Genomic DNA, 13,393 nt, shown 5'->3' with positions numbered 1-13,393 from the left:
TGCGCCGCACTCACCGGTGGCCGCGCAGCCTGGCCAACTGCTGCTGGAACCAGGACGCGGCGTCCTGCTCGGCGTGGCCCGGGCACGATACCCGGTACGGCTTGCCGCTGATGCTGCTGCGGCTGGCGGCGCGCTCGATGAACAGTTCGGCGGTATCGGCCAGGTCGCGCCTGAGCAGGTAATCGTACTTGCGCTGCAGGTGGTGGCGCGCGTCGCCGGCGTCGTACCAGCGGCCGTTGCGCTGGAAGCGGCAGTTGGACTCCGCCAGCGCCTGCATCAACCCGTCGATCTCGCGCTGGGCGGCGGCGCCGGGCGCGGCGACGGCGCTGGCGGATGCGAGCGTCAGCACGAAGGCGGCTGCTACGGCACTGCGCGGCTTCATGTACGTGCGCTCAGCCAGTCGTGGATGGCGCTTGGCACCTCGCGCTGGGCGCGCGCCGATACGTAGATGCCGATATGGCCGCCGCGGAAACCCAGCTCGGTGTAGTCGGCGGTGCCGGTCCGCCCGCGCAATGCCTTCGAAGCCGTCGGCGGCACCAGGTGGTCCTGCTCGGCGTAGATGTTGAGCACCGGCATCCGCAGCTGCGCCAGGTCCACCGCCTCCGCGCCGATGCGGATGCCGCCGTGCATCAGGCCGTTGTCCTGGTAGAACTGCTTGACGAACTCGCGGAACGCCTCGCCGGCCAGGTCCGGCGAATCGAAGATCCATTTCTCCATGCGCAGGAAATCCTCCAGCGCCTGCCGGTCGTCGAGGATGTCCACCAGTCCCACGTACTTCTGCACGTTGAGCCGGAACGGCTTGAGCATCAGGTAACTGGCGTTCATCAGGTCGGCAGGCACGTTGCCCAGCGTATCGACGAACAGGTCCACGTCCACGTGCCGCGCCCAGTGCGAGAGCATGTTGTCCGGCGTGTGGAAATCCACCGGTGTGACCATCGTGATCAGATTGCGCACCTTGTGCGGGCGCAGCGCGGCGTAGCACAGCGAGAACACGCCGCCCTGGCAGATGCCCAGCAGGTTGGGCGCCCCACCATGCTGCGCGCGCAGGTGATCGACGGCGCCATCGATGTAGCGCAGCAGGTAGTCCTCCAGCGTCAGGAAACGCTCGGAACGATCGGGATAACCCCAGTCCAGCACATACACGTCCTGGCCGGCGGCCAGCAGCTTCTGCACCAGCGAGCGGCCATCCTGCAGGTCCACCATGTAGGGGCGGTTGACCAGCGCGTAGACGATCAGCAGCGGCGGCTGCCCGGACGGTGGCTGCGCGTCGACGAAGCGGTACAGCTTGACCTTGCCGTCGCTCCACACCTCCTCGCGCTCGGTGACGCCGTAGTCGACATCCTCCACGCCCGGCAGCAGTTTCAGCCCGTCGGCCAGTTTGCGCTGCAGCTGCAGGGTTTCCTGCAGCAGGTCGTCCATGCCGAATCCCAGCGGCCCTTTCATGCCTTGCCTCCACGGCGCGGCGCCGCGGGGCGCGCTGCGGCCTTCTTCGCGGTGTTCCTGGCGGGCCTGGCAGCCGTCTTCGCTTCCGTCGCCGGAGCCGGCTTGTTCTTTTTCGCGGGACCGCCGGTTCGCCTGGCCTGCGCAGGGGCAGGCTCGGCCCCGGCCGCCGCCATGCGCCGCATCCAGCGCTCCAGTTCGGCGATGCGACGGTGCGCGGCGTCCATCTCGGTGCGCGTCGGCACGCCCATCAGTTCGCAGGCGCGCTCCAGTTCCTGCCGGGTCGCGGCGCGCAGGCGCATCTGGGTATTGGCCAGGTCGGCATAGATGCGCTGGAAATCCTCGGACATGGCGACCGTGGCATAGGCCTCTTCGGCCGCATCGATCCACAGGTCGAACATCGCGCGGGCGCTGGTGAGCTGGCCGCCGGGCGCTTCATGTCCGGCCAGCTTGGCCTCGAAACGGCCGAACGCATCGTCCAGCACGCCGCGGATCGACGCGACATAAGCCTCCATGCGCGCCTGGTACTCGCGCTGCGTGCGCAGCAGCGCCTGCCAGCGCGCCTGGTGCTCGCGGCCGGGGCCGAAGGCCGGTACGTTCAGCCAGTCGGCCTCGCCGAAACCGGACTGCAGCGCCTGGGCGAAGTTGCGGATCCAGGGCTGGTCGCCCAGGGCGGTGCCGCCGCGCGCGGCGTCGAGCATCCAGCGCAGCATCGCATCGCCCTGCCCTTCGACCGCTTCGCGCCAGGCGCCGGCAACCTCGCCGGCGCTGGTGTCGCGGCCGACGAAACGGGCCGCGACCTGCTGCATGGTGCCCAGCCAGTCGCCGGCCTGCTGCTGGAAGCGCGCGCCCAGTTCCTGCACTTGTGGCGCGGCGTCGGCGCCGACCAGCCGCGCCCATTGCTCGATGCCTTCCCGCCATGGCGGCAGGTCGCCGGCGGCGGCCGCTCCGCCCTGGCCCATGGCCTGCAGCCATGCCTCCCAGGAGCGCTTCAGGCTGGCGTCCAGATCCGCGCTGTCGTTGTCGTCCGCCACTGCCATCGCCCTGCTTCGCCATCGTCGCGGCGATGATAGCAACGCGGCCGCGCTGCGGCGGTCAGGGCTTGGGAATATGCAGGGTCTTGCTGATCATCAGCGAACCGGACAGCGCGAACAGCAGCACCAGCGGATGCAGCTGCCACGGCCCCAGTTGCCAGACGCCGCCCCACAGCGTGGCGCCGATCGCCTCGAAATGCGCCGCGATGGCCAGCAGGATCACCAGCGCCAGGCTGGTGGGGATCGGCGTGCCTTCGAAGTACGGGACCTTGTCCGAGTCGCCGGCGATCTCCTCGGCGGTGACGTTGTAGCGCGCCAGCCGGCTCACGCCGCAGCAGACGAAGTAGCTCAGCACCAGCCAGTCCCAGCCGCCCTGCATGCCGCAGGCATAGGCCAGCGCGGCCGGCGCGACGCCGAAGGAGATCACGTCGGCCAGCGAGTCCAGTTCGCGCCCCAGGGTCGAGGACGACTGCCGCCAGCGTGCGATCCGGCCGTCCAGCGCATCGAATACGAACGCCAGCGGGATCAGCGCCATGCCGAACAGCAGGAAGCCGCGCTGGCCGTCCTGCAGGAAGCGCATCGCCGCGAACACCGCGCCGGTGCCGCAAAACGCATTGCCCAGGGTGAACCAGTCGGCGAGCCGGAACTCGCGCAGCATGGAGAAGTGACGTTTCATGTCGGGTTTCCGGATCATGGCCGCACCAGCGTAGCGCGGTTGGCGTGAATACGGCCATGCCTGAAACGCACGTCGCGCGTGCGGCTGGGTGAGGCAACGCGAGCGTCGCGCGCCGGCCGGCGGCAGTGCGGCCGCGCCGCGCAGGCGCCTACAGCCGCGTGTAGTTCCACGACTGCATGCGCCCGTCGCGGTACGGCATCACGCCGTGGAAGGGGCGCGGATCGGCATCGAACACCAGCGGCAGGAAATGGCGGTCGCCTTCCCACAGCGGCAGCGACTCGAGCCGGTCCACCGCCACCCATTCCAGGGTGCCTTCCGGATTCGACTGCAGCGGCGTTCCGGTCCAGTCGTCGATCACGAACACGAAGGCGAACCAGTCCTCGCCGTGCTTGCCGAAGCCGGGCCAGCTGATGGTGCCGCGCAGGCGCGTGGTGCCGCATTCGATCCCGGCCTCCTCGCGGATCTCGCGGTGCATGCAGGCCAGCGCATCCTCGTCCGGCTCCATCTTGCCGCCCAGCCCGTTGTACTTGCCCAGGTGCAGGTCGCCGGGACGGGTATTGCGGTGGATCATCAGGGCCTGGGAGCCGTCCTTGGACAGCACGTAGCCCAGCGTGGCCAGAATCGGGGTATAGGGCATCGGTAACGGGAACGCGCGACGAAAGTGCGCAGTATGACTGATCGCGCCAGCCTTCCGCAGGAGCGCGCCCTGGCGCGCGGCGAGGTATTTCCGTGAAAGGCCCTGGCGCGCCAGGGACGCTCGTGCCGGGTTTACATCAGGACGCCGGTTTCGCCGCCTTCATCGGTACGGCACAGCGTGGCCACGCCATGCCCGCGCTCGGCCAGGTACTCCAGCCACTTGCCGAGGAAGGTGTTCATGCGCAGGCGGTGGCTGACCAGTTCGTCCGCCGGAGGGTACATGCCCACCACGTCCTGCCAGCGCCGCCCGACATAGCAGTGCGTGGTCTCCACCTGCCGCGCGTCGCGGTACAGGCGCACGTAGGCCGACGGATCGGGCTCGCCGGTCAGCGGGTCGAGGATGCCATAGGTCATGCGCAGCTCGACCGTGTAGCGGTGGCATTCGATCACGTCCAGGTACAGGTCCAGCCCGTCGCCGACGGACGAGGCATAGCGCCCTTCGTGGAGGTGGTCGGGCGCGAACAGCCGCACCAGGTGCAGGTAGTTCTCCGCGTACAGCCCCATCAGCCAGCCGAGACGGCTGAGCCGGGGAATGCGGTCGACGCGGGAAAGGGCCTGTGTCATGGGGTGATCGTACACGGCGCGCATCGCCGCGGCATGCGCTGCGGGTTCAGAACATCTCCCGCTGCAGCCCCAGCGTGCCCAGCACCTTGCTGGAGATCTCCTCGATCGAGGTGTGGGTGGTGCTCAGCGTCGGGATGCGCTCCATGCGGAACATGGTTTCGGCCGCAGCCACTTCCCGGCGGCAGACCTCGGCGCTGGCGTAGCGGGAGTTGGGCCGGCGTTCCTGGCGGATCTGCTGCAGGCGTTCGGGGTCGATGGTCAGGCCGAACAGCTTGTTGCGGTACGGGCGCAGCCGCGGCGGCAGGCGGTCGCTCTCCAGGTCCTCCTCGGTCAGCGGGTAGTTGGCCGCGCGGATGCCGTAGTGCAGCGCCAGGTAGATGCAGGTCGGGGTCTTGCCCGCGCGCGATACGGCCACCAGCACCACGTCGGCCTCGTCGTAATTCACCGCGATGCCGTCGTCGTGGCTGAGGGCGAAGTTCATGGCGTTGATGCGGCGGTGGTAGGTATCGAAATCCACCATGCCGTGGGCCTGGCCGATCCTGGAGTGGCGGGCCGCGTCCAGCTCCTGCTCCAGCGGGCCGATGAACGGCACGAACACGTCCAGCACCAGCGCCCCGCTCTCCTCCAGGATGCGGGCCAGCGCCGAGTCCACGCAGGAGCTGACCACGATCGGCCGCACCTGGTAGCGCTCCCCGGCGGCGCGGATGCGGCGCGCGGCGTCGTGCGCCTTGTCCGCATCGTCCACGAACGACATGCGATCGGTCACGAAACTGAACCCGGAGAACTGGGTCAGCAGGCTGTGGCCGACGGTTTCGGCGGTGATGCCGGTACCGTCGGATACGTAGAACACCGGCCGGATCGCCGTCATGCAGGACTCCTTTGAGGGTGGATTGGCGCCGGAGCCAGCCGGATGGCCTGCCCCTGTCCCGGGAAAGACAAGCACAAGACAAAGTAATGTCACAAGCTTGTGCCGCTTAGGTGTGCACTGCATCATATTGGCTTCTTCCTACGGACGTGGCCATACCAGCCCGCCTCGGGCGATGGCCTCAACGGAGCATCGCGCTTGAACGAGAACATCCTGTGGTTGCATGAGCTGCGCCTGGCCGACCTGGCCCGCGTGGGTGGCAAGAATTCCTCGCTCGGCGAGATGATCGGCAACCTTGCCGGCCTGGGAGTCTCGGTGCCGGGCGGCTACGCCACCACCGCAGAAGCGTTCAAGGATTTCATCGCCCACAACGACCTGTCCAAGCGCATCTTCGACCGGCTGGCGACGCTGGACGTCGAGGATGTCAACGCGCTGACCGCCGCCGGCGGCGAGATCCGCGGCTGGGTGATCGAGGCCCCGCTGCAGCCGGCACTGGACACCGACATCCGCAACGCCTACGCCAGGCTGTGCGCCGACAACGGCGGCGGCGACGTGGCCGTGGCGGTGCGCTCCTCGGCCACCGCCGAGGACCTGCCCGACGCCTCCTTCGCCGGCCAGCAGGAAACCTTCCTCAATGTCACCGGCGCCGACGATGTCGTGCGCAAGGTCAAGGAAGTGTTCGCTTCGCTGTACAACGACCGCGCCATCGCCTACCGCGTGCACCACGGCTTCAAGCACGAGGACGTGTTCCTGTCCGCCGGCGTGCAGCTGATGGTGCGTTCGGGCGTGGGTTCCTCCGGCGTGCTGTTCACCCTGGATACCGAATCCGGGTTCCGCGACGTGGTGTTCGTCACTTCGTCCTTCGGCCTGGGTGAAATGGTCGTGCAGGGCGCGGTCAACCCGGACGAGTTCTACGTCTACAAGCCCACCCTGCAGGCCGGCAAGCCGGCTATCCTGCGCCGCGCGCTCGGCAGCAAGGCGATCCGCATGGTGTATTCGGACGTTCCCGGCGAGCGTGTGAAGATCGAGGACACCCCGGCCGAACTGCGCAGCACCTTCTCCATCAGCGACGAGGACGTGCAGGAACTGTCCCGGCAGGCGCTGGTCATCGAAAAGCACTACGGCCGCCCGATGGACATCGAGTGGGCCAAGGACGGTGTCAGCGGCAAGCTGTTCATCGTGCAGGCGCGCCCGGAGACGGTGAAGTCGCGCAGCCACGCCACCCAGATCGAGCGCTTCGCGCTGACCGAGAAGGGCGGCACCGTGCTGGCCGAAGGCCGCGCCGTCGGCGCCAAGATCGGCGCCGGCGTGGCCCGCGTGGTCAGGACCCTGGACGACATGAACCGCGTGCAGCCGGGCGACGTGCTGATCGCCGACATGACCGACCCCGACTGGGAGCCGGTGATGAAGCGCGCCTCGGCCATCGTCACCAACCGCGGCGGCCGCACCTGCCACGCGGCGATCATCGCCCGCGAACTGGGCGTGCCGGCCGTGGTCGGCTCGGGCAACGCCACCCAGGTCATCGAGGATGGCCAGCTGGTCACCGTCAGCTGCGCCGAGGGCGATACCGGCTTCATCTATGAAGGCAAGCTGGGCTTCGAGCGCGCGACCACCGACCTGGGCAACATGCCGCCGGCGCCGCTGAAGATCATGATGAACGTGGCCAACCCGGAGCGCGCCTTCGATTTCGGCCAGCTGCCGAACGCCGGCATCGGCCTGGCGCGACTGGAAATGATCATCGCCAGCCACATCGGCGTGCACCCCAACGCGCTGCTGGAGTACGACCGCCAGGACGCGGCGACGAAGAAGAAGATCGACGAGAAGATCGCCGGCTACAAGGACCCGGTGAGCTTCTACGTGGACCGCCTGGCCGAGGGCATCGCCACCCTCACCGCCTCGGTCGCGCCGAACCCGGTGATCGTGCGCCTGTCGGACTTCAAGTCCAACGAGTACGCCAACCTGATCGGCGGCAGCAACTACGAGCCGCACGAAGAGAACCCGATGATCGGCTTCCGCGGCGCCAGCCGTTACGTCGACCCGTCGTTCTCCAAGGCGTTCGCACTGGAATGCCAGGCCGTGCTGCGCGTGCGCAACGAGATGGGCCTGGACAACCTGTGGGTCATGATCCCGTTCGTGCGCACCCTGGAAGAAGGCCGCAAGGTGGTGGAAGTGCTCGCCGCCAACGGCCTGAAGCAGGGCGAGAACGGCCTGAAGATCATCATGATGTGCGAAGTGCCGTCCAACGCGCTGCTCGCCCACGAGTTCCTGGACATCTTCGACGGCTTCTCCATCGGCTCCAACGACCTGACCCAGCTCTCGCTCGGCCTGGACCGCGATTCCTCGATCGTCGCCCACCTGTTCGACGAGCGGAATCCGGCGGTGAAGAAGCTGCTGTCGATGGCGATCAAGGCCGCCCGCGCCAAGGGCAAGTACGTCGGCATCTGCGGCCAGGGCCCGTCCGACCACCCGGACCTGGCCGAGTGGCTGATGCAGGAAGGCATCGAATCGGTGTCGCTGAACCCGGACACCGTGGTCGATACCTGGCTGCGCCTGGCCAAGAGCAAGGCCGGCGCATAAGCGGCGTTCCGGTCGCTGGAAAAGAAGAAGCCCCGGTTGGAAAATCGGGGCTTCTTCTTTTGTGCTGGTTTTGGCGTGCTGCTGAGGGGGAGCTGGCGGCCGAGCATGGAGGGGCTTCTGCCCTTCCCTCACCCCAACCCCTCTCCCGAAGGGAGAGGGGCTTGCAGGCGATCCGCTGTTACTGTCGGCAGCCCCCGTATCCACGGCCGAGGTCTGCGTCACGACCTACCCCTGATGATTGACAGGCGGTCGATGGCCGGCTCGTCGTCCATGCGCACCGTTTTGCTGCGCCAGGCCAGGAGAAAAGTCGGCGTCGAGCGTCGTTCCAGCCACAAAAAGAAGAAGCCCCGGTTGGAAAACCGGGGCTTCTTCTTTTGTGCTGTTTTTCATGGTGTGCTGCTGAGTGGGGAGCTCGCGGCCGAGCACGGAGGGCTTCGTCCCTTCCCTCTCCCCAACCCCTCTCCCGGTGGGAGAGGGGCTTGCATTACTGGCGGTTGCTGTCCGTATCCACGGCCGCCGTCTGCGTCACGACCTGGCCATCGATGACCGGCAGGCGGTCGCTGGCCGGCTTGTCGTCCATGCGCACCGTCTTCTCCTGGCCGTTGAAGCGATACGTGACGTCGTAACCGACAGTCCGGCTGGCGTTGCCCAGGGCGACGCGGTTGCCCGGCTGCTTGTCCATGCGCATGGTGCCGGTGCTGCCGTCGGCCTTGCGGTAGGTGACGTTGTAGCCGGTGACGCGCGAGGACTCCGACGCGGTCTGCTCGGTGTGGCACTGGCGCTCGGTGCGCTGCACCACGCGACCGCCGACGTGGCGCTTGTCGACCTGGTTGCCGATCACGCCGCCAGCCACGGCGCCAGCCGCGGTCGCGGCCTTGCGGCCATTGCCCTTGCCCACCTGGTTGCCGAGCAGGCCGCCGATGACCGCGCCGGCAACCGTGCCGCCGACGTTGCCATCGCGCTCGGGCAGGCGTTCCTGCACCACCACGTCCTCGCACACCTCGCGCGGCACCGTCGTGGTCGACGTCTCGCGTACCGGTTCGGTGCCGATCACGGTGGCATAGGCCGGTTCGCTGCGGTTGACCGGCGCGACCTTGAGCACGTCGGCGTATTCGAGCGTCGCCTCGCGCGGGGCGACCGCGTTGCCGGCCGCGGCGTCGTCGGCCAGCGGGGTGGTATCCAGCACCGGCTGCCCGGGCTGCGCCGGGGACAGCGAGGCGCCCGTGTCGCGGCCGCTCATGAACGCCGCGGTGGCGATGCCGCCTACCAGCAGGGCTCCGGCAGCCACCAGAACGGTAGTCGTATTGCTCTTCATCGTCTGCTCCGTGCGGGTCGCCCGCGTGTTGACTGGCGCAATTCCAGCACGGCAAAGCTGAACGAAGGCATCCCCCGCCGCCCCCTCCTGTCGCAATGCCGGCCGCCTGCCGCAATATGGGAGCCTGTCGACATCCCGTCGCCTCCAGGAATCCGCCATGTCCAGTCCCGTGCTGCTGCCCTTCATGGAATGGGCCCGCCGGTTGCGTTATCCCACGCTGTTCAAGATCACCGCGGCCCTGTTCGCGCTGAGCATGCTGCTGCCCGATCCGGTCCCGTTCATCGACGAGATCCTGTTCGGCCTGGGTACCCTGCTGCTGGCCAACTGGAAACGCCGCAAGGACCCGGTTGCCGCCGCCGAGCCTCCGGCGCTGCCGCGCAAGCGCTGATCCATGCAACTGGTAGACAGCCATTGCCACCTGGACGCGTCCGAATTTGATCGCGACCGCGATGCCATGGTTGCCCGCGCCAGGGCCGCGGGCGTGGCGGCGATGGTGGTTCCGGCGATAACCTCCGCGAGCTGGCCGGGCCTGCGCCAGGCCTGCGCCAGCGACGCCACGCTGCATCCGGCCTATGGCCTGCACCCGATGTTCCTGGCCGATCATCGGCCCGCGCATCTGGACGAACTGCGCGCCTGGCTGGAGCGCGAACGCCCCTGCGCGGTCGGCGAATGCGGGCTGGATTTCTTCGTGGACGGCCTGGATGCCGCCACCCAGCGCCAGTACTTCGACGGCCAGTTGCAACTGGCGCGGGAGTTCGACCTGCCGGTCATCGTGCATGCCCGCCGCGCGGTGGAGGAAGTGATCCAGACCCTGCGCCGCGTCGGCGGCCTGCGCGGCGTGGTGCACAGTTTTTCCGGCAGTCCGGAGCAGGCCCGGCAGCTGTGGGACCTGGGCTTCCTGGTTGGACTGGGCGGGCCGATCACCTACCCCCGCGCCAACCGCCTGCGCACGCTGGTGGCGACGATGCCGCTGGAATTCCTGCTGCTGGAAACCGACGCACCGGACCAGCCCGATGCCGGCATCCGCGGCCAGCGCAACGAACCGGCGCGCCTGCCCGCCATCGCCGCGGCCATCGCCGGGCTGCGCGGACAACCGGTGGAAGAGGTGGCGGCGCAGACCACCGCGAACGCGCTGCGCCTGTTCGACCTGCCGGCCTCGCCGCCCCTGTAGGAGCGACTTCAGTCGCGGCGAGGGCTGTACCGATGCAGGCAGCCTTGCGGGGCCACCACGGAAAGCCTCCGTGCGGGACAAGCCCCGCACCCATGGGAAAAGAAGCGCTCAGCGCGCCTTCGGCTTGAGCAGCATTTCCAGCGCCTTGCCGACAGCGGCGAAGGCGAATGCGCCAGTGATATGCGTGGCCGCGCCCAGCCCAGCCCCGCAATCGAGCTTGAGCGCCGCATCGGCGCCCAGGTTGGGCCGCAGCCCGCAGACGCTGCCGTCGGCCTGCGGGTACTTCACGTTCTCCAGCGAATACACCGCCGGCACGCCGAAGTAGCGCTGCGGGTTCCTGGGGAAGTTGAATTCGCCGCGCAGCTTCTTGCGGATAAGCGCCAGCATCGCGTCGTGCTCGGTGCGCGATACGTCGCGCACCCGCACCAGGGTCGGATCGGTACGCCCGCCCGCCGCGCCCACGGTGATCAGGGGCAGCTTGCGGCGGCGGCACCAGGCGATGGTCTCGACCTTCACCCGGAAACTGTCGCAGGCATCGACGACCAGGTCGAAGCCGCGGTCCAGCAGTTCGGCCATGTTGGAGCCGGTCAGGAACGCCTCCACCGCCTCGATTCCGGCATCGGGATTGATCGCGCGGCAGCGCTCGGCCATGGCCACCGCCTTGTTGCGCCCGTACTGGCCGGCCAGCGCCGGCAGCTGCCGGTTGGTGTTGGACACGCAGATGTCGTCGGCATCGATCAGGGCCAGGTGGCCGACCGCCGAACGCATCAGCGCCTCGGCCACCCACGAGCCCACGCCGCCCATGCCCACCACCGCGACCCGGCAGCCGGACAGCCGCTCGATCGAGCCGGCGCCATACAGCCGGTCGATGCCGGCGAAACGTTCGCGCAGTTGTTCTTTCATGCGCGCATTTTAACCGTGGCCGGAAACGCGCTGCGCGTCGTACCATCGCCGCATCCCCAAGGAGCCCGGGCCATGACCGAACCCAGCCGTACCCAGTCCAACGCATCCCGCTACCTGTTCGTGCTGATCGCCGGCCTGCTGGTGGGCATCGTCGCCACCGTCATGGCCATGCGCGCCATCCAGGCGCGGCAGGATCCGTTCCCCGGCAGCCTGATGCACGTGATGGCGCGCCAGTCGCAGATGCTCAACGACAGCCGCAAGCAGAACCGCTGCACGGTCAACGACACCACGCCGCGCCTGCAGACCCTGCGCGCCCTGTCCAACGACCTGGACCTGGCCTTCGCCGGCCTGCGCGACGATCCCCGCTTCCAGCAGCACGCCAGCCGCTTCCGCGCCACCTTGAACGACGCGCTGGCCGCGGCACCGGCCGACTGCACCGCGCTGGCCGCGGTCACTGAACAGCTTGGAAACGACTGCAAGGCCTGCCACCAGGATTTCCGCTGAATCAACCTGCGTTTCACGCGTGGTTGGCTCTCCATTCACGCGTGAAACGGGAGGATTCACCGTGCCGGGTATGGCCATACCCGCTATCCCTCAGGCAAGGAGAATCACCATGAAGATCCAGTTGATCGCGGCGGGCGCCATCGCCAGCCTGGCATTGGCCGGCTGCGCTACTTCCCCGGGATACGGCGGCGGTTATGGCGGCGGCTACAACGACGGCGGTTACAACAGCGGCGGCTACAACAACACGCGTTGCGCCGATTGCGGCATCGTCACCCGCATCGACACGGTGGCCTCGGGCCGCACCGCGCCGTCGGCCACGGGCGCCATCCTCGGCGGCATCGTCGGCGCCGTGGCCGGGCACGAGATCTCCAGCCACACCGGCGGCAGCAAGGGCAACCAGAACATTTCCGCCGCCGCCGGCGCGGCCGCCGGCGCGCTAGCCGGCAACAAGATCCAGCAGAACGTCACCGGCAACTCGTACGACATCCAGGTGCGCATGGACGATGGCCGCGTGATCGTGGTCAACCAGAAGGACCTTGGCGGCGTGCGCGAGAATACCTACGTGCGCGTGGTCAACGGCCGCGTGGTGCTGCGCTGACCGGCTTCACGCCCGGCCGCGGAATGGAAAAGGCCCGCTTGCGCGGGCCTTTTCTTTCTGCAACTGCGCGGGGTGGTCTCAGACCGGCTGCACGGCGTCAGCCTGCAGGCCCTTCTGCCCCTGCACCACGGTGAAGGTGACCTTCTGGCCTTCCTTCAGGCTCTTGAAGCCCTGGGTCTGGATGGCGCGGAAGTGCACAAACACGTCTTCGCCATTTTCGCGGCTGATGAAGCCGAAGCCCTTGGCGTCATTGAACCACTTGACAATGCCGGTTTCGCGATCGGACATCTCGACTAACTCCCTGTTGCTCTCTCGTTTGATGGATACGCCCCTGGAGGCGGCTGACTGCAAGGAGGAAGCGAGGTGTAACGATGCAGCAAATCATGCGATCTACCCATCAGGCCACGATTCACGGTGACCTTGCCAAGCTCAGCGGCTGAAACTTAACCCGACCATAACCAAAAATCAATCGGCTAAAGCCAATCTTGTCAACCCCTTTTGGACACCCCGAACGCCCCCGCATGGACTATTCATTCATACTGTATCTGCTAGCGGCCCTGCTGGTGATCGTCGGCATCGCCGGCGTGGTGCTCCCGGCGCTGCCCGGGATTCCGCTGGTGTTCGCCGGCCTGCTGGTCGCGGCCTGGACCGACGGCTTCGCCCGCGTGGGCTGGCTGCCGCTGGTGGTGCTGGGGGTGCTGACCGCGATCTCCATCGTGGTCGACGTACTGTCCACCACGCTTGGCGCGCAACGGCTCGGCGCCAGCCGGCTGGCGCTGGTGGGGTCGCTGGTGGGAACCGTGGCCGGGCTGTTCTTCATGCCCATCGGCCTGTTCGCCGGCCCCTTCCTGGGAGCGCTGCTCGGCGAGTACGTACACAGCCGCCAGCTGGGCCGGGCGACCAGAATCGGCATCGGCACCTGGCTGGGCATCGTGCTGGGGGTGGCCCTCAAGCTCGGACTGGCGGTGGCGATGCTGGGCGTGTTCGCCCTGGCCTGGTTCGTCTGAACCGGCCAGCGCGGCCCTGACTCCCGCTGCACACGGCGATGAC

At 68.0% G+C, this 13,393-nt stretch carries 17 protein-coding genes; 6 read left to right on the top strand and 11 right to left on the bottom strand.

The annotated features are described in order from the left end of the window. Positions 1-10 precede the first annotated feature (10 nt). The 7 genes from ABTV91_RS10935 to ppsR all read right to left on the bottom strand — a co-directional run bounded on the left by ABTV91_RS10935 (position 11) and on the right by ppsR (position 5,278). Positions 11-382 (bottom strand): DUF5329 domain-containing protein, encoded by a 372-nt coding sequence (locus ABTV91_RS10935; protein WP_433851465.1) that lies wholly within the window; start codon positions 380-382, stop codon positions 11-13. Then, the gene (locus tag ABTV91_RS10930) at positions 379-1,443 is read right to left on the bottom strand and encodes a class III poly(R)-hydroxyalkanoic acid synthase subunit PhaC (protein WP_433851464.1); all 1,065 of its coding nucleotides are present in this window, start codon (positions 1,441-1,443) and stop codon (positions 379-381) included. Before ABTV91_RS10930 ends, ABTV91_RS10935 begins: the two co-directional genes overlap by 4 nt. After that, entirely contained in the window at positions 1,440-2,480 is a 1,041-nt protein-coding gene (gene phaE / locus ABTV91_RS10925; RefSeq protein ID WP_433851463.1) for a class III poly(R)-hydroxyalkanoic acid synthase subunit PhaE, read from the bottom strand. The genes ABTV91_RS10930 and phaE overlap by 4 nt, the downstream gene beginning before the upstream one ends. A gap of 55 nt (positions 2,481-2,535) precedes the next feature. Continuing rightward, positions 2,536-3,150 carry a CDP-alcohol phosphatidyltransferase family protein gene (locus ABTV91_RS10920; RefSeq protein ID WP_433851462.1) on the bottom strand — a complete coding sequence of 205 codons (615 nt, stop codon included), beginning with the start codon at positions 3,148-3,150 and terminating at the stop codon, positions 2,536-2,538. A 148-nt stretch (positions 3,151-3,298) separates the two neighbouring features. Then, positions 3,299-3,787, bottom strand: coding sequence for an NUDIX hydrolase (locus ABTV91_RS10915; protein WP_433851461.1), 489 nt, complete (start codon positions 3,785-3,787; stop codon positions 3,299-3,301). A 131-nt stretch (positions 3,788-3,918) separates the two neighbouring features. Then, a complete protein-coding gene (locus ABTV91_RS10910; protein ID WP_433851460.1) occupies positions 3,919-4,410 on the bottom strand; it encodes a DUF1249 domain-containing protein in 492 nt (163 codons plus the stop codon). 46 nt (positions 4,411-4,456) lie between these two features. Continuing rightward, positions 4,457-5,278: a posphoenolpyruvate synthetase regulatory kinase/phosphorylase PpsR gene (gene ppsR / locus ABTV91_RS10905; RefSeq protein ID WP_433851459.1), complete on the bottom strand. Its 822-nt coding sequence runs from the start codon at positions 5,276-5,278 to the stop codon at positions 4,457-4,459. A 195-nt stretch (positions 5,279-5,473) separates the two neighbouring features. On the opposite strand from ppsR, the gene ppsA reads away from it, so the two are divergent. After that, positions 5,474-7,852, top strand: a complete 2,379-nt coding sequence (gene ppsA / locus ABTV91_RS10900; protein ID WP_433851458.1) for a phosphoenolpyruvate synthase — start codon at positions 5,474-5,476, stop codon at positions 7,850-7,852. 225 nt (positions 7,853-8,077) lie between these two features. On the opposite strand, the gene ABTV91_RS10895 is transcribed toward ppsA, so the two are convergent. Both ABTV91_RS10895 and ABTV91_RS10890 read right to left on the bottom strand, forming a co-directional pair. Further along, complete coding sequence (locus ABTV91_RS10895; protein WP_433851457.1) at positions 8,078-8,242, bottom strand: hypothetical protein; 165 nt, start codon at positions 8,240-8,242, stop codon at positions 8,078-8,080. Positions 8,243-8,336: 94 nt separating this feature from the next. Continuing rightward, positions 8,337-9,167 (bottom strand): glycine zipper 2TM domain-containing protein, encoded by an 831-nt coding sequence (locus ABTV91_RS10890; RefSeq protein WP_433851456.1) that lies wholly within the window; start codon positions 9,165-9,167, stop codon positions 8,337-8,339. A gap of 157 nt (positions 9,168-9,324) precedes the next feature. Here ABTV91_RS10890 and ABTV91_RS10885 point away from each other — a divergent pair, with 157 nt between their 5' ends. Both ABTV91_RS10885 and ABTV91_RS10880 read left to right on the top strand, forming a co-directional pair. Then, positions 9,325-9,555 (top strand): DUF6116 family protein, encoded by a 231-nt coding sequence (locus ABTV91_RS10885; RefSeq protein WP_433851455.1) that lies wholly within the window; start codon positions 9,325-9,327, stop codon positions 9,553-9,555. 3 nt (positions 9,556-9,558) lie between these two features. Next, positions 9,559-10,338 carry a TatD family hydrolase gene (locus tag ABTV91_RS10880; protein ID WP_433851454.1) on the top strand — a complete coding sequence of 260 codons (780 nt, stop codon included), beginning with the start codon at positions 9,559-9,561 and terminating at the stop codon, positions 10,336-10,338. A gap of 108 nt (positions 10,339-10,446) precedes the next feature. Here the strand turns inward: ABTV91_RS10880 and ABTV91_RS10875 are convergent, their stop codons facing one another. Beyond that, positions 10,447-11,241, bottom strand: a complete 795-nt coding sequence (locus ABTV91_RS10875) for a tRNA threonylcarbamoyladenosine dehydratase (RefSeq protein WP_433851453.1) — start codon at positions 11,239-11,241, stop codon at positions 10,447-10,449. Between the two features lie 72 nt (positions 11,242-11,313). On the opposite strand from ABTV91_RS10875, the gene ABTV91_RS10870 reads away from it, so the two are divergent. Then, complete coding sequence (locus ABTV91_RS10870) at positions 11,314-11,745, top strand: hypothetical protein (RefSeq protein WP_433851452.1); 432 nt, start codon at positions 11,314-11,316, stop codon at positions 11,743-11,745. Positions 11,746-11,854: 109 nt separating this feature from the next. Continuing rightward, on the top strand, positions 11,855-12,343 hold the full coding sequence (locus tag ABTV91_RS10865) for a glycine zipper 2TM domain-containing protein (protein WP_433851451.1): 489 nt from the start codon (positions 11,855-11,857) through the stop codon (positions 12,341-12,343). Between the two features lie 78 nt (positions 12,344-12,421). Here ABTV91_RS10865 and ABTV91_RS10860 read toward each other — a convergent pair whose 3' ends face one another. Then, a complete protein-coding gene (locus ABTV91_RS10860; protein ID WP_054665365.1) occupies positions 12,422-12,631 on the bottom strand; it encodes a cold-shock protein in 210 nt (69 codons plus the stop codon). A gap of 233 nt (positions 12,632-12,864) precedes the next feature. On the opposite strand from ABTV91_RS10860, the gene ABTV91_RS10855 reads away from it, so the two are divergent. Next, positions 12,865-13,350: a DUF456 domain-containing protein gene (locus tag ABTV91_RS10855; protein WP_433851450.1), complete on the top strand. Its 486-nt coding sequence runs from the start codon at positions 12,865-12,867 to the stop codon at positions 13,348-13,350. Positions 13,351-13,393 lie beyond the last annotated feature (43 nt).

The organism is Stenotrophomonas nitritireducens (assembly GCF_050984405.1).
In the GTDB taxonomy this organism is placed as follows: domain Bacteria; phylum Pseudomonadota; class Gammaproteobacteria; order Xanthomonadales; family Xanthomonadaceae; genus Stenotrophomonas; species Stenotrophomonas nitritireducens_B.
Note: the sequence above shows the minus strand (reverse complement) of the source record. Positions and strands in the feature narration are given on the sequence as shown.